This window comes from Methylovirgula sp. 4M-Z18 (genome assembly GCF_037890675.1).
In the GTDB taxonomy this organism is placed as follows: domain Bacteria; phylum Pseudomonadota; class Alphaproteobacteria; order Rhizobiales; family Beijerinckiaceae; genus 4M-Z18.
Genome location: NZ_CP149574.1, coordinates 415,284 through 436,941, shown reverse-complemented (window position 1 = coordinate 436,941; position 21,658 = coordinate 415,284). Strand labels below are relative to the sequence as shown.

The window sequence follows — 21,658 nt, the reverse complement described above, 5'->3', positions numbered from 1 at the left end:
ATCTCTCCTTTGAGGGAGGCAGCCATGAAACGGCATCGCAATCCGATCAGAGCCATAGGGGTTGGGATAGGACTTGCCAGCGTCCTCATCCTTGCCGGGTGCAATAGCCCCATGTCGTTCGCCGGCGGGCAAGGTGCCGGCGCCTCCGCCGCATCAGCGAGCGGTAACGGCGGATCCGTCTCCGCAAGTGGCGGTGGAGGCATGGGCGGTGGCGGCGGCTCCAGCGGCAGCAGCCATTATTAGCTGACGCCGCGGAAGGCCCGGCGACGCCCGGTTCAAGCGGGAACGGTGGCGCCGCTCGCGACCATGCCGCGGACATCGGCAAAGGCGCCGTCCACGAGCTCGCAATAGAGCAAGCGAGCGGGATCGACCGGCCCGGGCAGCGTGATCTGTCCGAACGGCACGGGCGTGAAGCCCATGCGCGCATAATAGGGCGCGTCGCCGACAAGAATGACCAGTCTGTGTCCCGCGGCCCGCGCCGCATCGAGCGAGCGGTTGACGAGCGCAAGGCCGATGCCTTGGGATTGAAATGCCGGATCGACGGTGAGCGGTCCGAGCAACAGCGCCGGCGTGCCACCGCAGGTGATCGGCGTCATCCGGTTTGCTCCGACGAGCAACGAACTCACGAGCGCGACAAAAGACAAATCCAGATCGGGCGGCACGCCCTCGCGCAGCCGATAGGCGGTGCGCGCGAAGCGGCCGGGGCCGAAAGCCCGTTCGTTCAATTTCTCGATGGCGGCAGCATCGCCCGGCTTTTCGGGCATGATCACAAGCGGCAGACTGGTCATGAAAGACTCTGATAAGGAAAACCAAAGGACGCGTGCAAAACCCGAGAGCGCGGAAAGCGGCCCGGCAGGGTTTAGGAAATTCGTCGTCGCAGGTTCAGAGTCATGGCGCGGGGCTTTAGCGGAAATTTTGGGGAAGTGCAAATTTTAATCGTTGCGGCTTATTCACCACAACCGCTCCGCCTTCGCCCCATCCAGCACTTCCGCCAAGCGTCGCAAGGTCGCCTTCGTCGTGCCTTGCGGCAGCGCGTTGCGCGCGAAGAAGCCCGCTTCCACGATCTCGGCGTCGGCGCGGCGCGGCGCGGTTTGGCGGAAATGATGCACTACATAGAGCGCGACATGATCGCGCTTCGACGTTTGCCGGTTGTAATAGACGTTGTGCAACTTGGCCGGCCCGGTGAGCTCGATATTGCCTTCCTCCCGCAGCTCTTTGGCGAGCGCGTCGGTCAAGGACTCACCGATCTCGACGCCGCCGCCGGGGAAGTGCCAACCGGGCACATAGGAATGGCGCACCAGGAAGACGCGGCCCTCGGCGTCGAGCACCACGGCGCGCACGCCCAGCGTCATGCCGCGGCTGAACCGGAAAACGAGATGCATGGCCCACGTCAAAAGCCGAACGCGCAACAGTTTCGGCTCATTCATGCGCTCGTCTCCGCCGCGTGCGCCATCTCTTGCAATTGCAAGACGGTGCGCCAATTGCGCGCTGTGCCCTGGCCCAAGAGCTTGCCCATCTTGGCGCCGAGTTTCGAGCGGCCGATGCCGTCCGGCGCGAAGAAATAAAACACGTTGCCGTGCAGCGCATAGGCTTCGCGCCCGACTTTCAAGGCGTCGAACCCGGCACGGTCGAGTTTGGCGGGCGCCGCAGCGAGGAAGACGAGATGCAGCGCCTTCGGGTCTTCGTTGTCCATCGGAAACGGATTGGCTTTGATCGCGGCATCGAGATCGGCCGTGCGCAGCATCAACACCGCCGGGCGGAAACCATGCGCCTTCTCGACCGCCGCACCGATCCGCTTCGACCAGGCGGCTGCATCGCCTGTGCCCCGAAACACCACATTGCCGCTCTGAATATAGGTTGTCACGTCGCGGCCACCGAGGTCCGTGACGAGCACCGCAAGCGCCTTCATCGGCAGCAGATTGTTGCCGCCGACATTGATGCCGCGAAAGAGGGCGATCCATGTGTCCATGGGACCGGCCTATCATATCCGGCCGCAGTGCAGCAATGCGGGGTGGAAAGCCACATCTCCCATGCAGGCAATACCCTTGCCAAGTCCGCCCCGGGCCTTTAGCACTTTCCGGCTGAATTTGCCCGATTAAAGGAACCATTTGATGACCACCTACAAGCTGCTCTTGCTCCCCGGCGACGGCATTGGCCCCGAAGTGATGAACGAAGTGCAGAAGGTGGCCGACCTACTCGGGCAGGCCGGGGTAGCGAAATTCGAGACCGAGACAGGGCTCGTCGGCGGCAGCGCCTATGACGCCCATGGCAAGGCGATTTCGGAGGCCGATATGGGCCTCGCCATGGCGGCCGACGCGGTGCTGTTCGGCGCGGTCGGCGGCCCGAAATGGGCGGACGTGCCTTACGATGTGCGCCCCGAAGCCGGCCTGCTGCGCCTGCGCAAGGACATGCAGCTTTTCGCCAATCTGCGCCCCGCCATCTGCTATCCGGCCCTCGCGGATGCGTCGTCGCTGAAGCGCGAGGTGATCGAAGGGCTCGACATCATGATCGTGCGCGAGCTCACCGGCGGCGTCTATTTCGGCGAGCCGAAGGAGATCATCGATCTCGGCAACGGCCAGAAGCGCGGCATCGACACCCAGATTTACGACACCTATGAGATCGAGCGCATCGGTCGCGTCGCCTTCGAACTCGCGCGCAAGCGCAACAACAAGGTCACCTCGTCCGAAAAGCACAATGTGATGAAATCCGGCGTGTTGTGGCGCGAGGTCATCACCGCCCTGCACAAGCGCGATTACGCCGACGTGACGCTCGAACATCAGCTTGCCGACGCGCTCGGCATGCAGCTCGTGCGTTGGCCCAAGCAGTTCGACGTGATCGTTACCGACAATCTGTTCGGCGACATGCTGTCGGACGTCGCCGCCATGCTCACTGGCTCGCTCGGCATGCTGCCCTCCGCCTCGCTTGGCGAGGCCGATGCCAAGACCGGCGCGCGCAAGGCGCTGTATGAGCCGGTGCACGGCTCGGCACCCGACATTGCCGGCAAGGGCATCGCCAATCCGATCGCCATGATCGGAAGCTTAGCCATGTGCCTGCGCTATTCGTTCGGATTGGGCGACGCCGCCGACAAGATCGAAAAGGCCATCGCCAACGTGCTTGCCCACGGCCTGCGCACGGCGGACATCCGCGGCGATGCGCGCAGCATCATCTCGACGGAGCAAATGGGCGAGGCGATCCGCGAGGAATTACAGAAACTGGTGGCGTAAGAACGGAGCGCGGCCTTCGAGGCCGCATTCGCATCGCCCTATAAAAAACAAACCGGGCAGGCCCGGTTTGTTGGCGACCTGGAAGGCCACGATCCGTTCAAGGTCCGATTAGAACGTGAACAGCGGCCGCGGCTCGCCCGGATTGTTCAGCGGTGTCGGCAGGTTGTGATCGGACCGCCCATTGTTGTCGAAGGACTTGATGCCGTCGTTGACGCCATCTTTCGAATTGATTGTGTAGGACGGCAGGCTATCGGGCGAGACCACATTGCTCGGCCGCAGGATCGTGCCGTCCTCTTCAATCTTAGTGGCCGGCGCGGCCTGGCGATGGTGATGCACCACGTGCTTCTTCAGCGTGGCGGCGTTTGCGTGAAGCGTCAACGCGAGACCGGTGGCCAGCGCGAGGGTCACGATCGTCGAATGGCGCATTGCTCTGGCTCCTTTGCCGGTACTGTTACTGGCATTCATTCTAGTGCGAATCGGGAAGCAAACTAGCGCTAAAAAGCCACATAGCTAAATGTTAATTTACCGGACGACCCGATGCCGCCACCTTCCCGCGCGGCGTTCGGGCGGCAACGGAGCCGGCTCGGTCTGGGCCGACGGCGCCTCCGCGACGGCGGGCGGATCGGTCGGGCAAAGCGTCGGCTGCTGGGTGGAGGGTGCAAAAAACGCCTGCAAAGTGGGGTCTTCGTCGGCGGATGCGAGCCGGAGCCCGTCGATCAAACACGCGGTCCGCGCCGCGTCCGGAGTCTGGTCGCCGCAGGTGAAACCGTCGATCAGCACCGGCTCGCCGACTGCGGCGCGACGGAAACCGAGACAGGAAGTGTTAACCTTACCATCCGAAACCATGATCTCGGCCGCTTCGAAGGCGCCGAAACGGGTCTGAAACGCGAAGGGGACCGCATCGCGCAGCACCGCGAACCCGGCATCCGAGGCGCGGCGGGCCATGTCGACAAACAGGCTGGAGGTTGGCAGCGCCTCGTCCCCGGGCCGATAGACGGTCAGGCGCGAATAGCCGTCCGCCGCCCCGAACCGCCCCAGCGACAATGTGTCCATCCGGCCGCCGCTCGCGGTGTTGAGCCGCACGTCATAGGCCGCGGCCGGGTCCGCCTCGAACCCGAATTGACGAACCGGCTCGTCGGCCGGAACCCAATTATCCTCGGCGTCGGCAGCGGACGTCGCCGCAGGCAGAACCGCCGGGGGCGCGCTCAACCGGTCAATACACCCCGCGGCAAACACCGCAAAAACCAGCGTCCCGGCGCTCCAAACCGTCAATTTACGGAACGCGCGGCGTTTGGCGGGCGCATTTTGCCCAGCCTCAGCGACCCCGTTCCGCCTCAGCGCCACGAAACTCATGCCAACTCCCCGCCCCATTCGGGGCTTTCGGCGCAGACCTTCCGCCACAGGAGTTAGCCGCTGGTTACCTGCCATGGTTAAGAGCGATTCAGCTTTAATGCCCGGTTAAGCCGCAGCCTTCGCCAAATTTCCTGATGCGCGGTTGCAAAAACCGTCCTAATCTGACCATGTTGCGTTGCACACAAGACGGCAAAAGCCATTTGCCAGCGCCAGCCGCCATCGGCGCAAAGGGAGAGACGAATGTCGGATGTAACTGCCGGGCAGACCGCCTCAGAGCTCAAGGATCTGTATGAAATCGGCGAGATTCCACCGCTCGGCCATGTGCCGAAACAGATGTATGCCTGGGCCATCCGCAAAGAGCGGCACGGGCCGCCGGAAGAATCCATGCAGATCGAAGTGGTGCCGACCTGGGAGCTCGACAGCCACGACGTTCTGGTTCTCGTGATGGCGGCGGGTGTCAATTACAATGGCGTTTGGGCGGCGCTCGGCCAGCCGATTTCGGTGCTGGATGTGCATAGGCAGCCCTATCATATCGCCGGCTCGGATGCCGCCGGTGTCGTCTGGGCGGTCGGCTCCAAGGTAAAGCGCTGGAAGGTTGGCGACGAGGTCGTCGTCCATTGCAACCAGGACGACGGCGACGACGAGGAATGCAACGGCGGCGACCCGATGTTCTCGGCCAGCCAGCGCATCTGGGGCTATGAAACGCCGGACGGATCCTTTGCCCAATTCTGCCGGGTGCAGGACCGCCAGTTGATGGAGCGCCCGAAACATCTCTCCTGGGAGGAAAGCGCGAGCTACACGCTCACCCTTGCCACCGCCTATCGCATGCTGTTCGGCCACGAGCCGCACCGCCTGAAGCCGGGCGACAATGTGCTGGTCTGGGGCGCCTCGGGCGGGCTGGGCGTGTTCGGCGTGCAGCTTTGCGCGGCGGCGGGCGCCAATGCGATCGGCATCATCTCGGACGAGTCGAAGCGCGACTATGTGCTCTCGCTCGGCGCCAAGGGCGTGATCAACCGCAAGGATTTCAAATGCTGGGGCCAGATGCCCAAGGTCAACAGCGCCGAATATAACGAATGGACCAAGGAAGCGCGCAAATTCGGCAAGGCGATCTGGGACATTACCGGCAAGAAGGATGTCGACACCGTGTTCGAACACCCGGGCGAGCAGACCTTTCCGGTCTCGTGCCTGGTGGTGAAGCGCGGCGGCATGGTGGTATTCTGCGCCGGCACGACCGGCTTCAACCTCACCTTCGACGCGCGCTATGTATGGATGCGGCAAAAGCGCATTCAGGGCTCGCATTTCGCCCATCTGAAACAGGCGGCGGCGGCCAACAAATTCGTCCTCGACCGCCGCGTCGACCCCTGCATGTCGGAAGTCTTCACCTGGGCACAGATTCCGGCGGCCCATACCAAGATGTGGAAGAACCTGCACGCGCCGGGCAACATGGCGGTGCTGGTGAATGCGTCGCGGCCGGGGCTGAAGACGCTGGACGACGTGATCGAGGCAAGCCACGAGGCCACCGCCGTTACTGGCTAAGGCTGTTCGTCGATGTGCTTTTGTGCGCCGTCTTGTCGATCATCCGCAGCGCGGATGATCACAGCGTTCAACTCGCCGCCGTAAATGAAGATCGCTGCGATTAGGTATAGAAAGCCGATGGCAATCATCACCGAGGCGAGCCCCGCGTAGGTCGTCACGTAATTGCGTGAGAAGCGTGCCAGATAATTGCCGAACCCTACGGCGCATATCAGCATGCCCGTCAAGGTGACGGCAACGCCCGGCCAGATCTGGGCAAATGTCCGCCGTCCAGCCGGCAGCCACATATGAGAGATCGCAAGTGCCACCACGGTCACCCCGCCGGTCACGGCAAAGCGCAGCAGCGTAAAGAGATGCCAATACATCGACAGTTGCGGGAAATAATGCAGTAGCACACGCCAGATCAACGGCCCGAGCACGACAAGAAAGGCGAGTGCCAGCAGCGCCACGGCGCCGATCAGCACGAAGGCCATGGATTCGAGGCGCAGGAGCCACCAGGGCCGCATTTCCTTCACGTCGTAGGCGCGATTCATCGCAACGCGCATCGCCTCGATCCCGTTCGAGGAAAACCAGACCGACAGGACGACACCGAAAGTCAGAAGATCGCGCCGGTTGCCGGTGAGCACCGAATGGATTTCGGCGGCGATCGGCGCCGCAGCCTGTTTCGGCCAGGCCTGGAGCAGCAGAGTTGCGACCTCGTCGGCGAGTTCCTTCGAGCCGAAAAAGCCGGCCAGCGCCGTGATGAAAATCAGGAACGGAAACAGCGAAATCAGGGCCGACATCGCGACGTAGCTGGCGAAAGCCCAGCCGTCATCCGCTAGGAAACACCACCAAGAATCCAGGGTCAGGGTCAAAATGCGGCGCATCGGCATGGGGCGGAAATCGTCCTTGAAGCGTCGTCGGGATAAAATCATCGAGCGAAAAGTGCCGGATTTGAGCGGAACGGTCCAGCGGTTAAAGAGCCGCAGCATCGGCCCGTCCCTACGCCAGGATGTTGACATCGCTGCGGCGGCACGCTGAAAAAGGGGGCAGATTCCTCTTGCCGATGACATTCATGGCCGCCTCCTTCCCCTCCCCTGTCCTGCTCTGCGATATCGGCGGCACCAATGTGCGCCTCTCCATGGCGATCGAGCCCGGTAAGCCACTCACCAAGCCCATCCGGCTCCATACCGCCGATTATCCGGGCCTTGCGGAAGCCATCGAAGCGGGCCTGCCCCAGCTCCCGGCGCGGCCGCGCAGCGTTATCGCCTGCGGCGCGGGGCCGGTGGTCGAGCGCAGCCTGAAGCTCACCAATGCGCCCTGGCTGATGCAGGGGGCAGACATTGCCGCCGCGCTCAAGCTTGACCAGGGCCTGCTGCTCAACGATTTCGAGGCGCAGGCACTGGCCTTGCCGGCGATCCAGCCGGAATGGACCCTGCCGATCGGCGCGGTGCCGCCCGCCCATGGCGCGCGGCTCATTCTCGGCCCCGGCACCGGTCTTGGCATCGGCGCGCTGCTCGACGTGGACGGGCTCTTCGTCCCCGTCTCGAGCGAGGCGTGCCATATCGATTTTGGCCCCGCCAATGCGGATGAGGAAGTCTTCTGGCCGCATGTGGAGCCGGTCCTTGGCCGCGTCACCACCGAAAGCCTGATGTCGGGCTCGGGTCTTGCGCGCCTGCATCGCGCGCGGATCGCATCGAAAGGCGAGCCGCGCCCGGAGGTCGACGGCCCCGCCGTCGTGTCCCAGGCGCTGGCCGACCGCGGCTCGGAAGCCGCCAAGACCTGCGCGATCTTCTGGCGGCTGATCGCGCGCTTTGCCGGCGACATGGCGATCACCTTCATCGCCAAGGGCGGTGTGACGCTGGCGGGCGGCGTTTTGCCGCATATGGTGGAATTTCTCGACGTGGCGGCCTTCCGCACCGCATTCGAACGCAAGGCACCGGTCGACCGCTTGCCGAAAAGCATTGCCGTGCGCCTGCTGCTCGAGCCGGACGCGGTGCTCGCCGGCATGGCGGCCATCGCCGCAGCGCCGGAGAAATACGCGCTCGATTACGCCGCGCGGGGGTGGGTGTAGATTCCTTCTCCCCGTAAACGGGAGAAGGGCTAAATCGCCTCACCCCTGAAAATTCGTGCCGCGCCGTAGCACAAAGACCGCCTGCTCGCCGAAGAGATTCCACGCCCACCAGGGCGCATTCACCTGCATCTTCTTGCCGAACCGGTCGAGCGCCATCGCCCGCTCGACCTTCGCGCCGACCGCCGTCGCCAATTCACGAAAATCATTGATCGTGCAGAAGTGGATATTCGGCGTGTCGTACCAGGTGTAGGAGAGATTCTTCGTGACCGGCATGCGGCCCTTGAACAGCAATTGCGTACGGATGCGCCAATGGCCGAAATTCGGGAACGACACGATCACCCGCTGGCCGATGCGCAGCATGTTCTCGACCGCCTTCTTGGGATTGCGCGTGGCCTGAAGCGTCTGCGAGAGAATGACATAATCGAACGCGTCGTCGGGATAGGCGTCGAGATCGGTGTCCGCGTCGCCCTGAATGACCGAGAGGCCCTTGGCAACACAGGCGTTCACGCCCTTTTGCGACAATTCGATGCCGCGTCCGTCGACGCCGCGCGTGTCGCCGAGCAATTGCAACAGCGAGCCGTCGTCGCAGCCGACATCGAGCACGCGCGCGCCGCGCTCGACCATATCGGCCACGAGCAGGAAATCGACACGCGTGATGCCACGTGCCTGTTCATGAACCGCAATGCGCGAGGCGTCGAGAACCGTCATCGCACGTCTCCAATACCGCGGGCCCGTGCGGCCGCATTAAGAAAGCCGCCGACCGTCGCCATCATCTCGGGCACGTCGAGCAGGAAGGCGTCGTGACCCTTGTCGGTTTCGATCTCGACGAAGGACACGGACGCGCCACCCGCATTGAGCGCATGGACGATGGCACGCGAATCCGAGGTCGGAAACAGCCAGTCCGACGTGAAGGAGACGACGCAAAACCGCGTCTTCGAGCCGCGGAAGGCCTGCGCCAGCGAGCCGCCGTAATCCGCCGCCAAATCGAAATAATCCATCGCCCGTGTCACATAGAGATAGGAATTCGCGTCGAACCGTTCGACGAAACTCTGCCCCTGGTAGCGCAAATAGGATTCGATCTGGAAATCGGCATCGAAGGAAAAGGTCGGCGCCGACCGATCCTGCAATTTGCGGCCGAATTTGCGATGCAGCGCCTCGTCCGACATATAGGTGATATGCGCGGCCATGCGCGCCACCGACAGGCCTTTTTGCGGCTGGATGCCGTCATCGAGATAGCGCCCGCCACGCCAGTCGGGATCGGCCATCACCGCTTGGCGGCCAACCTCGTGAAAGGCGATGTTTTGCGAGGAATGGCGCGCCGCAGTGGCGATCGGCAGGGCAGAAAAGACGCGGTTCGGGTAGCTTGCCGCCCATTGCAGCACCTGCATGCCGCCCATAGAGCCGCCGGCGACGCAGAACAGCGTCTCGATGCCCAGGTGGTCGATCAGCATCGCCTGCGCCCGCACCATGTCGCGGATGGTGACGACCGGCAAATTGAGCCCATAGGCCTTGCCGGTCGCCGGATCGATCGAGGCCGGCCCCGTCGTACCCATGCAGCCGCCGAGCACATTGGAGCAGATGACGAAATAGCGGTTGGTGTCGATCGGCCGGCCGGCTCCGACCATATTCTCCCACCAGCCGTCGCGCCCGGTCACGGGATTCACGTTGGCGACATGCTGATCGCCGGTCAGCGCGTGACAGACCAGCACGGCATTGGATTTCGCCGCGTTCAGCGTGCCATAGGTCTGATAGGCGATGGTGAAGGGCCGGAGTGACGCGCCCGAATCCATCACCAAGGGCCGCTCCACCGGAAACGTGACCGTGGCGCTTTGCGGCGCCGCGGCCTCGCGGCGGGCAAGCGTGATGGAGGACTCTGGCAGCGACGACATGCTGTTCTATTTTCCGAACGGGTTGTCCGTTATGTAGAAGGTCGCATAGGCGCAAGTCAAGCGGGAGTTACGCCCGGCCCCGGAGACACTTCGGCCCCTCCCGAACGGCGCGTACGGCCCAAAATCATGTTATAATCATTTGAATTTAAAAGCATATTCGCCCTATTAGTTTGATTTCAAAAAAATTTTTAAGCGCTCAGACCCGTGCATCCGCGAAACCCCTACCCGCCTAGCGCAGCAAGAATGACTGCTTGCGACACCAGATGCATATGAAACGACCTCTTCGATATTCATGTTTTGTTCTAACATAAAAACTGCAAACAATCCACTGCAGAATCGAGCCCATAGAAACCTTCGCCCCTTCAAGAAGTCGCGCACTGCTCTCCTTATGCTATTGCGCATTAAATTTGCGCGTCATAATTTTGAACTGATCTTTTAGACTCTGCAGGCCGGAAGAGAAGACTCGAATCTGGCAAGGGGCGAGCGATTGTAAAATGATTTGAAGGGTACAACATGTTGCGGATGCGTTGGCTCGCGCGTGATATAGGGACCATATCGAATCTCCTGAACTCCGAAGAGTGCGACGATTATATTCGCTCGAGCGAAGCTCAGCATTTTGAGGAAGCACCGGTTACCACTTTGGCCGGCATGGTCATGATGAAGGACGTGCGCAATAACAACCGCGTCATGATCGATGACAACGCCATGGCGGCAACGCTTTACGCACGCATTGCACCGCTCGTACCGCCGCGCGTTAAAAAGAAATGGCGCCCCATCGGCTTGAACGAGCGGTTCCGCTTCTATCGTTACGACCCGGGTCAGAAGTTCGATTGGCATCTTGACGGCTATTATGAACGCGACAACGGCGAACGCAGCTTCTTCACCTTCATGATCTATCTGAATGACGATTTCGAGGGTGGTGGCACATCGTTCCATGACGCACGCGATTTCGGTGCCTTCACCGTCACACCGAGCAAGGGCATGGGGCTAATCTTTCATCACCCGATCGAACATCGCGGCGACGAGGTCACACAGGGACGCAAATATGTTCTGCGCTCCGACGTGATGTACACGCGTATATGAAGCAGGCGAGCCTGTACCTTTGTCTGGTTCCTTCAGCCGACCCCACGTTTGGTCATTGCCAGACAAGATTCAACAATAAGTCATTGACCAGAACTAAATCGAAACGCGCACCGAAGGATTATCCGGCATCGCTCGAACTGCGCCGCATGCAAACGCTGACTGAAATGGGTGCCGAGTGGAAGACGATGACGAATATTCAGCATTTTCAGGGCTCCGTTCGCTTACGCCGAAAGTTGGGAATTCCACACCCATAGGGATCCTTTCTATCTCGACGCGAAACGTTGCTTTGCCTCATCGGTGATCGGCATATAGAGCGAAATGGCGTTGCCGTCGGGGTCGCGAAACTGGAAGGTCTTGTTGCCCCAAGGCATTGTCTTGAGATCATGGACCAGGGTCACTTTATCTTTCAGTCGGACATATTCGGTCTCGATATCGTCAACCTGGAACTCCAAGACAAGACTGCGATTGGCGCACGGTTCGGCGCTGCCTTCTTTCCACAGCGCAACCGTGTCCGCCGAACCAATCGCGAGCACGGCGCCGGGCATGACGATTTCGGCAAAAACGGGCGCAAGCCACTCAGCTCCTACGCCTGTGACCATCTCATAGAAGCCAACCAGTTGCTTCATATCTGCGGTGATAATCCGGGTCGATGCGAATTTCATTGAAGTCTCCGTTGTAGCGGCGATATTCCGCTGTATGTCGGAGCTTGTCACACAGTCCTGTTGCCACCATTATGGCAGCATGAATCGTCATGCATGCGTCGAGCAGACCGCCTTTTCCAAATCATTCAAATCCTGCGCCGAAAGACCCGGCCAACGACCGCTGCCGCCATTGCCGAGGAGCTTGAGGTCTCGAAGCGCACCGTTTACCGCGACATCAACGATTTGATCGGCCAGAGGGTACCAATCTCCGGCGAGGCAGGCTTTGGCTACCTGCTCGATCCAACCTTCGACATGCCGCCTCTCATGCTCACTCCGGACGAGATCGAGGCGATCGTTCTGGGGGCACAATGGGTTGCTGGCCACTCGGACACTCTGATCGCCAATGCCGCGCGCGACGCCATAGCCAAGATCGCATCAACCGTCCCTGAGAATTTGCTATCGTTCATTACCGAGCCAAGCGTGGGAATCAGGCCGAATTTGCGCGCGCCTGCCGAAATCATTGACGTCGCCGACATTCGTCAGGCGATACGTCAAGGACGCAAACTTGATCTGCGCTATCAAACGGAAGCAGGTGAGGTCACACACCGCATCGTGTGGCCAGTCTTCCTGGGCTATGCGGAGACCAGCCGGGTGCTCATTGCCTGGTGCGAACTGAGGCAAGATTTTCGGCACTTCCGCTGTGACAGGATCGCCGCGGCAAAGCTGTGCGATGAACCCATCGGTCTGCGGACTGGCGAGCTTCGTCGCCGGTGGCGGCAATGGCGTGGCGAGCAGATCAAATTGTTCGAGAGCCGCTCACAGCCAATAAAAGAAGGCAGAAAGGAGTAAGCAGAGCGATTGCCGCCGGCTCATCGACAGTCATGTAGGTCTGCCGCGATACTTCCAATTCAAGCAGCATTTCCGCATCGGACTCTTGCGACGGCCAATTGGGGTTGCATTGCTCACAATTCACGTTTTTCATTTGCAAAATCAACGTCACGTTCCGGCAATTGCCTTTGAATTCCTCAACATCCCGTTTGGGTCAAAATCCAATATTTGCATGGGGACGGTGCCCTTCTGCCTTGTTGTTCCATGAAATTGTTGCATCATTGAAGCAAGATAGCGTTTGCTCCCCCGCGCTGCGGCAACCGATAGGATCGCCCCATGGACTGGCTGAATGACATCATCTTGTGGGCGGGCTTTCACCCGATCACCGCGCTCATCATCGGCTTCGTCGTCCTCATCTTCCTGCGGTCCATCCGCATCGCACAGCAATACCAGCGCGCCGTCATCTTCTTTCTCGGCCGCTATGCCCGCACCTCGGGCCCCGGCCTCTACCTGCTGCTGCCCTTCGTCGAATGGCAGCGCAAGCTGGACATGCGGACCGTGACGGCGGCGGTCGAGCAGCAGGAGGCGATCACGCGCGACAACGTGCCGATCAAGGTGAACGCCGTGATCTGGTACCGGATCGTCGATCCGTCGAAATCCGTGGTGGAAGTGGTCGATGTGAGCAATGCGGTGGTTCAGGTCTCGCTCACCACGCTGCGCACGCAGCTCGGCCAGCACACGCTCGACGAGCTTCTGAAGGCGCAGGATACGGTCGCCGAGGCGATGCAGGAATCCATCGACGAAGTGACCGAGCCCTGGGGCGTGAAGGTCGAGCTGGTGCAGATGAAGAATGTCGAAATCCCGCCCTCGATGCAGCGCGCGATGGCGCAGGAAGCCGAAGCCTTGCGCGAGAAGCGGGCGCGCCTCATCAAGGCCGAAGCGGAGATGGAGGCCGCGGCGCAATTGCGCCAGGCGGCCGAAATCATCATGCAGAACCCCGCCTCGCTCGAACTGCGCCGCATGCAGATGCTTACCGAAGTCGGTGCCGAACAGAACTCGATGACGATCGTGATGATGCCGAGCGAATTCGTCGCGGCGGCAAGGGCGCTTGGAGATTTGGCGAAGAAGTAAGGGACGCGCCTGCCTTCTCCCCGCGTGCGGGGCGAAGGGATAACCATCACTGCTTCGGCAGCACCACGACCGTCGCGGTACGTCCCGCAATGAGCGTTGCGTTGCCTGGATCGGGATCGAGCGCGACCCGCACCGGAACGCGCTGCGCGAGGCGAACCCAGCTGAAGGTTGGGTTCACCGCGGGCAGCAGGCTCGCGCCCGAGGAGCGGTCGCGATCCTCGATGCCGCCGGCAATGCTTTCCACATGCCCGGTCAATTGGCGCTTCTCGCCCAGAAGCTGCACGCTCACCGGATCGCCGACATGGATGCGTGCGAGCTTCGTCTCCTCGAAATAGCCCTCGACATAGATCGAACCGCTATCGATCAGCGCCATCACGCCCTTGCCGGCCGGCACATAGGCGCCGGGCTGCAATTGCATGTTGGAGATCGTGCCGCTGAACGGCGCGCGCACTTCGCTGCGGTCATAATTGATCTGCGCCAGCGCCGCGTCAGCGATGGCCTGATCGTAGGCCGCGCGCGCCTGCTGCATCGCCGTGTTCAATTGCTCGAGCTTCTCGATCCCCGGCCCCGCGGCGCCGGCCTCGCGCGCGCGATTGAGATCGCTCGTCGCTTGGTCGAGCACGGCGCGGCGGCCTTCGACGAGCGCATTGCCCTGCTGCTGGATGAGCGCGAAGCGCGCGCGGTCGAGACGGAAGAGCACGTCGCCGCGCTGCACCTTTTGATTGTCGCGCACCAGCACGTCGGTGACGAAGCCCGATTCATCCGGCGCGATCGCCACCACCTCGGCGCGCACCCGCCCGTCCCGCGTCCACGGCTGGTCCATATAATGGTCCCACAGATAGAAGGCCGCGATGAGCGCCGCCGCGACCATCGCCGTGGTGAGCGAGAAGCGGCGTAAGAAGGAGGGGGAAGCACTCATGCGACAAACCTAGCGGAAACGGCGACGAGAAGGGTGAGAAGAACGACGAAACTGGCAAAATCGAACAACGGCCGATGCCAGACATGGCGGTAGAATCCAAAGCCTTCGAGCGCCCGGCGCAGCAGCGCGCACAGGACATAGGCGACGATCGCCCACACCAGCAGGGCCGGCACGACGATGCCGAACAGGTCGATCTCGTAGGTCATGACGCGGCCTTCCCGGTCTCGGGCGCGTAACCCGGCGCCTGCGGAAAGAGGCCGCGCCGCATGCCGACCAGGCCGATCAGCGCATCGTGCCGCACGCGGCCCTCGGGCAGGCGCAGAGTCTTGCCGAGCGCGTGGTCGATCCGCTCCAGCAGATCCGGCGCCAGCGCCACGCCGCGGCGGCGGCGGAATTCGCGCGCGAACGTGTCGAGCATCTCGTCGAGCGCCTGCCGCGTCTCGCGGTCCATGCCCCAGCGCGCCCGGCGGAGATCGACGATGTTGAGGCCGACGCGCAATTCGGCCAGGCTGTCGACCGAATGCAGATCGTTCTGCGGAATTGCGGCCAGGCGCGGCGCCAAGAGGCCGATGCGGTTGAGCATCAAGCCGGCGAATTGCGCCCGGTCGCGCATGCCGCGCCGCTCGGCCGCGGTCGCGAGCGCCGCCCAGCCGATGCGCATCAGACGCCGCGCGCTCCATTCGGCGCCGACCGAGCGGGTGAGAAGCGTGACCAGAACCGCCACGATCATGCCGACATTGAAGGACAAAGCCACATTGAGGAAGGCGACAAAATCGGGATCGTAGGTGGACTGCAAGGCAAGCAATGTCGCGACATTGGAGCCGAGCGACACGCCGATCCCGGTCGTCGCGGGCTGCGCGATCAGCCAGCCGAACACGAGGAAGGGTGGCGCGAGCGCGACGACCAGTAGCGGAAAGCTCGGCACCACCGGCATGATCGCAAACTTGTAGACCGCCACGACCAGCATCCCGACCAGCGCCCAGAGCGCGAAGCTGCGCATGCGCGGCACGGGATCGTCCTGCGCCGCAAAGATCGAACAGCCGACCGCCGCCATCATCGCCGCCGTCGCACCATCGGCCCAGGCCGTGGCGATCCAGGCCGCGCAGCAGGTGAGAACGGCAAGCGCGGCGCCCGCCGCCGACCACAGCGCCATGCCGTGATCGCGATAGCGCACATGCGCGACGCCCAGATCCGGCAGAAAGCGCAGCGCGACCGGGGTCGGGTCGTTCGTCGCGATATGCTCGGTGAGCGTCCGGCAATCCTGGCTGACATCGACAAGATCGCGCAGACGCATGAGCAGGCTCGTGCGGATGATCTCGCGCCACGCCGTGCTGCTGTCGAGGTGCGGCAATTGCGCCGCGATCTCCGCGCGGATGACATCGGCCGGCTCGCGCTCCAGCGTCTCTTGTGTGATCCAGATTGCGGTCTGATCGACGAGGCGCGCCATGTCCGGATAATCGTCGCGCCAATGCGGCCCCAGCGCCGCCATCCGGTCGGTGATCGAGGAGGTGAGCGGCAGCAGCATCAGCATATGGGCGCGAATGGTGCGCAGGGCCTCGACCGCCGCCTTACTGGCGGTGAAATCATAGGCGAGGTGATCGGCCAATGTGTCGATTTCGATCGCGTCGCCGGCCAGGCGCAGGCGCTTGTCCTTCATGTCCTGGTCGAGCTCCTGCCCCGAAAGCACGTCGCGGGCCAATTGCCGCGCGTCCTTGAGCCAGTTCTCCACCGCCAGCGCGACCGCCGGACCAACCGGGCGCGGTAGGATGATGATGGACACGAGACAGGCGCAGATGATGCCGAGGGAAATCTCTTCGACCCGCGCGAGCGCCGTGTCGAAGATCAGTTCGGGTACGGAGACGACTGGAAAGCCGATGATCGCCGCCGTATAGCCGGCCAGCATGAAGAGATAGGCGCGCGGCGTGCGGTCGAGCAGCGACAGATAGAGGCACAGGCCCACCCAAAGCGCGATGGCGAGGCACAGCAGCTCCGGCGCGCCGACGAAGACGGGCACAAGCAGCAGCGCCGCCAGGGCGCCAAGCACCGTGCCGCCGACCCGGTAGGCGGATTTGGACAGGGTGGCCGCGGACAGCGGCTGGGAGGTGATATAGACCGTCGCCATGGCCCAATAGGGCCGCGGCAGATCGAGCCAAAGCCCGATCAGCAGCGCGAGCGTGGCGGCGATGAAGGTCTTGACCGAAAAAACCGCGCCGGCATGCCGCAAGAGGAACGCGTAAGCCTGCTCGGCCCGCCCCGCCGGGCGCAGCGCGTGCGCGGAATCCTGGGCCAGGAACGTCAAAGGATCGCCTCGTTTTCCTCCATAGACACTTCGGCTTTAGCCCAAAACCGGAAGGGCGTGCAATGCGACGGAGCGCCCGGGATGCGCGCGCGGCCAATGCGCGCCCCGCATTTGCCAATCGCCCATCCCGCCATTAAAGAGGGCGCACATCCCCTGGATCCCATGATGAGCGCCGCCCCGGACACCAAACTCGATACCCTGGCCGACCTCCGCGTCGAAATCGACCGGATCGACCGGGATATGCACGAGTTGCTGATGGAACGCGGCGAAATCATTGACCGGCTGATCGCCGTCAAGGCGCGGCAAGGCGGCGGTTCGGCCTTCCGGCCCGGGCGCGAGGCCTCGATGATGCAGATGATCGCGGAGCGCCACCATGGCGCCCTGCCGCTCGACACGGTCGAGGGCATCTGGCGCATCATCATCTCGACCTTCACCTATGTGCAGGCGAATTATTCGGTCCATGCCGATTTTTCCGGCGGCGATGCGGCGATGCGCGATTCCGTGCGCTTCCATTTCGGCTTCACCGTGCCCTGCGTCGTGCATCACGGCGCCGGCGGCGTCATCGACGCCGTGGCGCGAGCCAGCGGCGACCTTGGCATGTTCCGCGTCGACGGCGGCGCAGCGGCCGGGGCCTGGTGGAAACGGCTCGTGCCGGAAGGCGCACCGAAAATCATCGCGCGCCTGCCGTTCGTGGAACGGCCGGACCACCCGGCTGGCATGCCGATTTTCGTGATTTCCGTGCCGCTCAACGAGGCCGCCGCGCACGACGTCATGCTCTATGCGGTGGCAATCGATCATTGGTCCGGCGCGATCCCGGAATTGCTCGGGCAGCTTGGCGGCGAGGTTTTGGGCAATGTGGCGGACGGCAAGGCCGTGTCCTTGCTGGTGTCCCTGCCCGGCACGGTGGACCTTGAGACGATGTTGGGCGCTTTGCACAAAAGCGGCGTCACCGGGCTCCAGGCCTATCCGATCGGCTCGCATGCCGCCCGATACGAATTTACGGGGCGACATAGCGAGGCGACGTGAGGTCGCTTCCGCTCGCCCGATTTTCCTTTTCCTTCTTCCAAGGTCTGTTCTGATGTCCGCCACCCGTCCGATTCCCCGCGCCTCCGTCCTCGCGATCGAGGCCTATGTGCCCGGCAAGAGCGCCGCGCCCGGGGTCGCCAAAATCTACAAACTGTCGTCGAACGAATCGCCGCTCGGCGCTTCGCCCGCCGCAATCGAAGCCTTTCGCGCGCTGGCGCAAAAACTCGAACTCTACCCCGACGGCTCCGCGACGCGCCTGCGCGAGGCGATTGCCGCGCGCTACGGGCTCGACGCGAGCCGTATCGTCTGCGGCAACGGCTCGGATGATCTGCTGCATCTTTTGACCTCGGCCTATGTCGGGCCGGGCGACGAAGGCATTTTCACCGCGCACGGCTTTCTCGTTTACCGCATCGCCATTCTCGCGGCGGGCGGCGTGCCGGTCGTTGCCGACGAGACGAATTTGACCGCCGATGTCGACGCCATTCTGGCGCGCGTCACCCCGCGCACCAAAATCGTCTTCCTCGCCAATCCGAACAATCCGACCGGCACCTACATTCCCTACGAAGAAGTGAAGCGCCTGCACGCGGCTCTGCCCAAGAACGTGTTGCTGGTGCTCGACGCCGCTTACGCCGAATATGTGCGGCGCAACGATTATTCGGCCGGCATCGAACTCGTCTCCGAATCCGAGAATGTGGTGATGACCCGCACCTTCTCGAAGATCTATGGCCTCGCGAATTTGCGGATCGGCTGGTGCTATGCGCCCGCCCATGTGTGCGACGCGATCAACCGCATCCGCGGCCCGTTCAATCTCAACGGCGCGGCGATCGAAGCTGGTATCGCGGCCATGCAAGACAGCGCGCATATCGAAAAGTCCATCGCGCACAACGAGCAGTGGCTCGCGTGGCTCACCGCGGAAATCGTGGGCCTTGGCCTCGAGGTCACGCCGAGCGTCGGCAATTTCCTGCTCGTGCATATCCCGCTGCGCAATGGCAAGAATGCGAAGGATGCGGATGCGTTCCTCGCGTCGCGCGGCCTGATCTTGCGCAATGTCGCGTCCTACGGTTTGCCCGATTACTTGCGCCTCACGGTGGGCACGGAAGAAGCCAATCGCCTTGTCGTTGCGGCCTTGCGCGATTTTGTGAAGGAGTGGGCGCGTGCCTGACGGTCTTGGCGAGAAACTTGGGACTCCGCTCGTCGAGCGCGTCGCGCTGATCGGTCTCGGGCTGATCGGCTCGTCGCTGGCGCGGGTGATACGGCGCAAAGGCATCGCAAACACCATTGTCGCTGCGGACGGTTCGGACGCGGTTTGCGCCCGCGTGCGCGACCTTGCGATTGCCGACGAGGTCACGACGTCGCTGAAGGATGCGGTGCGGGATGCCGACCTCGTCATTCTCTGCGTACCGGTCGGCGCGAGCGGCCCGGTGGCCGAAGCGATCGGCCCGCATCTGAAGAAGAACGCGATTCTCTCCGACGTCGGCTCGGTGAAAGGCGCGGTTGTGGCTGCAGTGCAGCCGCATCTGCGACCCGATGTGCATTTCCTGCCGGCGCATCCGGTCGCCGGCACCGAATATTCCGGCCCCGACGCGGGCTTTGCCACTTTGTTCCTCAACCGCTGGTGCATCATCACGCCGCCGAACGGCGAGCCCGACGCCGGCGCGCTCGCGACGCTCACGAACGTCTGGCGCGCGGCGGGTTCGAATGTCGAAGTGATGGCGCCTGCGCATCACGACCTCGTGCTCGCGATCACCAGCCACGTGCCGCATCTCATCGCCTACAATATCGTCGGCACGGCGGACGATCTGGAGCAGGTGACGGAATCGGAAGTGATCAAATTCTCGGCCGGCGGCTTTCGCGACTTCACCCGCATCGCCGCCTCCGACCCGACCATGTGGCGCGACGTGTTCCTGCACAACAAGGACGCGGTGCTGGAAGTGCTCGGCCGCTTCAACGAGGATCTTGCGATCTTACAGCGGATGATCCGCTGGGGCGACGGGCAAAGCCTGTTCGACTTCTTCACCCGCACCCGCGCCATCCGCCGCGGCATCATCGCGGCGGGTCAGGAAACGGCTGCTCCGGATTTCGGACGAAGGGGAAGCGGGGAGTGAGAGGCTCTTCGCCCGTGCCAAATCAAGCACCGTCAATGCGCTAACATTGCAATTGGACGCTGGCTGGGAATCTGATCGGACCCCTGTTGCAAAAGTCGGGAGCAAAAGTGTCGCTTTAATCGGGAATTTCGCGACAAGCTGGAGGATGAACGCTGATGACCCCCAAAGAGGAATGGCTTCGATTTAGCGGATGGGACTCCAGCGAACACGGCAGATGGCTACGCGACAATATCGCATCGCTCTTCGATCTTGAAAATCCTACGCCTGCTCAACGACACATCCTGCACATGGCGAGTTTGCGATTAACACTCGAGGATCTCCCGGCCGCCGCCTACCCAAATCAGGAGGCCGAGCTACGCACATTGGCGGAAGCCGAGTTCAACTGGAAACACTCTTAAGTTCAGCACAGATTATGTCGCGAAACTCCTGACTTTCGAATGTCGCAAAATTCGGTGTATCATTTCGTACAGAAAGCGGGAGTTTTGCGACGCATGCGATTTCAACAGTTAATGCTGTCAATTTGTGCGATTTCGCTTTGCTCATGCTCAGCTTTGGCGCGCGAATATAGCTACGATACGCCGCTCAAGCGAGCCTGCCACGCCAAAACTTTGAAGCGTCTACCGGTCCACTACGTGCCTATCCCAGAAAGTGTTTACGGTGCGTATCACGACATGAACTCAAAGCCTCGTCGGGAGCTTTATTACCAATGCTTGGACGAGAGATCGCATAAATGACGAGAGATCGCATAAATCCTGACTTCTGCGACACTCCTATCCCGCACTGAAATCCCTCGCCTTTTCCTGTTGCAAAAGTCAGTGACAAAACACCACTTTTGCAACCGATTTTTTTCTACCACGTCTCATATTTGATTTTGCTCGTCAGTTGACGTGCGCATTTGCCGCGCTGCCTGGCCCTTCGGCGAGGACTGTTCGGAAGCAATCATTTCCGGCCTTCCAACGGCGTAGTGCGCTCAGCCGCGTCTTGCCCCTTGGCTACAATGCGGAATTTGTCGCGCGCAGCCGATCGACGACTTCACCGAGCACATACCAGACAAAATTCGGCATTGCTTCGACCATGTAACGGAACTGTCGCGAATCCAGCAGTGCGATTTCAGAATTCTCAACCGCAGTCGCCGTCGCCGAACGCAATTTTTTGTCGATGACGGAGATGATGCCGAAGGCCCGCCCTTCATTGACCTGCTCGATGATTTTTCCGCGGGCGGAGACTTCGACTTTGCCGCTGAGAACAATGTAGGCATAGGTTGGGCCGTCGCCTTCCCGGAAGATCACGTCTCCCGCCCTATAGGTGTTGACCGTTCCGATGCCTCGCGCGATCTGCCTGAAATCTATGGCGGCGGCTCCTGGGCCGGGGACCGATGAAACGTCGTTCATTTTCTGTCTCCAACGGGGTCAGGCTATTGCACGGTCACGGAATAGGTTAGATCCGATGGCCCCCAGTCGAATTGTCCACTAACAATTTCCCAATTAAGCAATTTCTTGTGTGATAAAATTCACACAAGACGCCTGTGTAACAAAAATATTGCAGAATTCCTGATTTTTTGCGACACGCCGCCG

At 62.0% G+C, this 21,658-nt stretch carries 24 protein-coding genes; 11 read left to right on the top strand and 13 right to left on the bottom strand.

Features of this window, described 5'->3' with window-relative positions; genetic code table 11:
• The first annotated feature begins 24 nt into the window (after window positions 1–24).
• Window positions 25–243 carry a hypothetical protein gene (locus V9T28_RS01975; protein ID WP_147306428.1) on the top strand — a complete coding sequence of 73 codons (219 nt, stop codon included), beginning with the start codon at window positions 25–27 and terminating at the stop codon, window positions 241–243.
• Between the two features lie 32 nt (window positions 244–275).
• On the opposite strand, the gene V9T28_RS01970 is transcribed toward V9T28_RS01975, so the two are convergent.
• From V9T28_RS01970 to V9T28_RS01960, 3 genes are all read right to left on the bottom strand, one after another.
• On the bottom strand, window positions 276–788 hold the full coding sequence (locus V9T28_RS01970; RefSeq protein ID WP_116400537.1) for a GNAT family N-acetyltransferase: 513 nt from the start codon (window positions 786–788) through the stop codon (window positions 276–278).
• Between the two features lie 162 nt (window positions 789–950).
• Complete coding sequence (locus tag V9T28_RS01965; RefSeq protein ID WP_116400536.1) at window positions 951–1,427, bottom strand: NUDIX domain-containing protein; 477 nt, start codon at window positions 1,425–1,427, stop codon at window positions 951–953.
• Window positions 1,424–1,969 (bottom strand): DUF1697 domain-containing protein, encoded by a 546-nt coding sequence (locus V9T28_RS01960; protein WP_116400535.1) that lies wholly within the window; start codon window positions 1,967–1,969, stop codon window positions 1,424–1,426. The genes V9T28_RS01965 and V9T28_RS01960 overlap by 4 nt, the downstream gene beginning before the upstream one ends.
• Before the next feature lie 142 nt (window positions 1,970–2,111).
• Here V9T28_RS01960 and leuB point away from each other — a divergent pair, with 142 nt between their 5' ends.
• Window positions 2,112–3,224, top strand: coding sequence for a 3-isopropylmalate dehydrogenase (gene leuB / locus V9T28_RS01955; protein ID WP_116400534.1), 1,113 nt, complete (start codon window positions 2,112–2,114; stop codon window positions 3,222–3,224).
• 108 nt (window positions 3,225–3,332) lie between these two features.
• Here leuB and V9T28_RS01950 read toward each other — a convergent pair whose 3' ends face one another.
• Window positions 3,333–3,650: a hypothetical protein gene (locus V9T28_RS01950; protein WP_116400533.1), complete on the bottom strand. Its 318-nt coding sequence runs from the start codon at window positions 3,648–3,650 to the stop codon at window positions 3,333–3,335.
• Window positions 3,651–3,746: 96 nt separating this feature from the next.
• Entirely contained in the window at window positions 3,747–4,577 is an 831-nt protein-coding gene (locus tag V9T28_RS01945; protein WP_116400532.1) for a hypothetical protein, read from the bottom strand.
• Window positions 4,578–4,817: 240 nt separating this feature from the next.
• Between V9T28_RS01945 and ccrA the strand changes: the two genes are divergently transcribed.
• A complete protein-coding gene (gene ccrA, locus V9T28_RS01940) occupies window positions 4,818–6,113 on the top strand; it encodes a crotonyl-CoA carboxylase/reductase (RefSeq protein ID WP_116400531.1) in 1,296 nt (431 codons plus the stop codon).
• Here the strand turns inward: ccrA and V9T28_RS01935 are convergent.
• The gene (locus V9T28_RS01935) at window positions 6,110–7,081 is read right to left on the bottom strand and encodes a YihY/virulence factor BrkB family protein (protein ID WP_245424065.1); all 972 of its coding nucleotides are present in this window, start codon (window positions 7,079–7,081) and stop codon (window positions 6,110–6,112) included. The two genes, ccrA and V9T28_RS01935, sit on opposite strands and share 4 nt — an antisense overlap.
• Before the next feature lie 83 nt (window positions 7,082–7,164).
• Here V9T28_RS01935 and V9T28_RS01930 point away from each other — a divergent pair, with 83 nt between their 5' ends.
• Complete coding sequence (locus V9T28_RS01930; RefSeq protein WP_116400750.1) at window positions 7,165–8,163, top strand: glucokinase; 999 nt, start codon at window positions 7,165–7,167, stop codon at window positions 8,161–8,163.
• A 39-nt stretch (window positions 8,164–8,202) separates the two neighbouring features.
• Here the strand turns inward: V9T28_RS01930 and metW are convergent, their stop codons facing one another.
• Window positions 8,203–8,871 (bottom strand): methionine biosynthesis protein MetW, encoded by a 669-nt coding sequence (gene metW / locus V9T28_RS01925; RefSeq protein ID WP_116400530.1) that lies wholly within the window; start codon window positions 8,869–8,871, stop codon window positions 8,203–8,205.
• Window positions 8,868–10,052: a homoserine O-acetyltransferase MetX gene (metX, locus tag V9T28_RS01920; protein WP_116400529.1), complete on the bottom strand. Its 1,185-nt coding sequence runs from the start codon at window positions 10,050–10,052 to the stop codon at window positions 8,868–8,870. The genes metW and metX overlap by 4 nt, the downstream gene beginning before the upstream one ends.
• A gap of 513 nt (window positions 10,053–10,565) precedes the next feature.
• On the opposite strand from metX, the gene V9T28_RS01915 reads away from it, so the two are divergent.
• Window positions 10,566–11,135 carry a 2OG-Fe(II) oxygenase gene (locus V9T28_RS01915; protein ID WP_116400528.1) on the top strand — a complete coding sequence of 190 codons (570 nt, stop codon included), beginning with the start codon at window positions 10,566–10,568 and terminating at the stop codon, window positions 11,133–11,135.
• 263 nt (window positions 11,136–11,398) lie between these two features.
• On the opposite strand, the gene V9T28_RS01910 is transcribed toward V9T28_RS01915, so the two are convergent.
• Window positions 11,399–11,797 carry a VOC family protein gene (locus V9T28_RS01910; RefSeq protein ID WP_116400527.1) on the bottom strand — a complete coding sequence of 133 codons (399 nt, stop codon included), beginning with the start codon at window positions 11,795–11,797 and terminating at the stop codon, window positions 11,399–11,401.
• A gap of 93 nt (window positions 11,798–11,890) precedes the next feature.
• On the opposite strand from V9T28_RS01910, the gene V9T28_RS01905 reads away from it, so the two are divergent.
• Window positions 11,891–12,625, top strand: coding sequence for a helix-turn-helix transcriptional regulator (locus V9T28_RS01905; protein WP_116400526.1), 735 nt, complete (start codon window positions 11,891–11,893; stop codon window positions 12,623–12,625).
• A 315-nt stretch (window positions 12,626–12,940) separates the two neighbouring features.
• The gene (locus V9T28_RS01900; protein ID WP_116400525.1) at window positions 12,941–13,735 is read left to right on the top strand and encodes an SPFH domain-containing protein; all 795 of its coding nucleotides are present in this window, start codon (window positions 12,941–12,943) and stop codon (window positions 13,733–13,735) included.
• Window positions 13,736–13,781: 46 nt separating this feature from the next.
• Here V9T28_RS01900 and V9T28_RS01895 read toward each other — a convergent pair whose 3' ends face one another.
• The 3 genes from V9T28_RS01895 to V9T28_RS01885 are packed head-to-tail and all read right to left on the bottom strand — an operon-like array spanning window position 13,782 to window position 16,944.
• Window positions 13,782–14,654 (bottom strand): efflux RND transporter periplasmic adaptor subunit, encoded by an 873-nt coding sequence (locus tag V9T28_RS01895; RefSeq protein WP_116400524.1) that lies wholly within the window; start codon window positions 14,652–14,654, stop codon window positions 13,782–13,784.
• Window positions 14,651–14,860: a DUF1656 domain-containing protein gene (locus V9T28_RS01890; protein WP_116400523.1), complete on the bottom strand. Its 210-nt coding sequence runs from the start codon at window positions 14,858–14,860 to the stop codon at window positions 14,651–14,653. The genes V9T28_RS01895 and V9T28_RS01890 overlap by 4 nt, the downstream gene beginning before the upstream one ends.
• On the bottom strand, window positions 14,857–16,944 hold the full coding sequence (locus tag V9T28_RS01885) for an FUSC family protein (protein ID WP_245424080.1): 2,088 nt from the start codon (window positions 16,942–16,944) through the stop codon (window positions 14,857–14,859). Before V9T28_RS01885 ends, V9T28_RS01890 begins: the two co-directional genes overlap by 4 nt.
• 171 nt (window positions 16,945–17,115) lie before the next feature.
• On the opposite strand from V9T28_RS01885, the gene V9T28_RS01880 reads away from it, so the two are divergent.
• The 4 genes from V9T28_RS01880 to V9T28_RS01865 all read left to right on the top strand — a co-directional run bounded on the left by V9T28_RS01880 (window position 17,116) and on the right by V9T28_RS01865 (window position 20,482).
• Window positions 17,116–17,979, top strand: a complete 864-nt coding sequence (locus V9T28_RS01880; protein WP_445242177.1) for a chorismate mutase — start codon at window positions 17,116–17,118, stop codon at window positions 17,977–17,979.
• Window positions 17,980–18,028: 49 nt separating this feature from the next.
• Entirely contained in the window at window positions 18,029–19,141 is a 1,113-nt protein-coding gene (gene hisC, locus V9T28_RS01875) for a histidinol-phosphate transaminase (RefSeq protein WP_116400747.1), read from the top strand.
• Window positions 19,134–20,084, top strand: a complete 951-nt coding sequence (locus tag V9T28_RS01870) for a prephenate/arogenate dehydrogenase family protein (protein ID WP_116400522.1) — start codon at window positions 19,134–19,136, stop codon at window positions 20,082–20,084. Before hisC ends, V9T28_RS01870 begins: the two co-directional genes overlap by 8 nt.
• Window positions 20,085–20,239: 155 nt before the next feature.
• Complete coding sequence (locus tag V9T28_RS01865; RefSeq protein ID WP_116400521.1) at window positions 20,240–20,482, top strand: hypothetical protein; 243 nt, start codon at window positions 20,240–20,242, stop codon at window positions 20,480–20,482.
• Between the two features lie 594 nt (window positions 20,483–21,076).
• Here V9T28_RS01865 and V9T28_RS01860 read toward each other — a convergent pair.
• Window positions 21,077–21,475 carry a Crp/Fnr family transcriptional regulator gene (locus V9T28_RS01860; RefSeq protein ID WP_116400520.1) on the bottom strand — a complete coding sequence of 133 codons (399 nt, stop codon included), beginning with the start codon at window positions 21,473–21,475 and terminating at the stop codon, window positions 21,077–21,079.
• Window positions 21,476–21,658 lie beyond the last annotated feature (183 nt).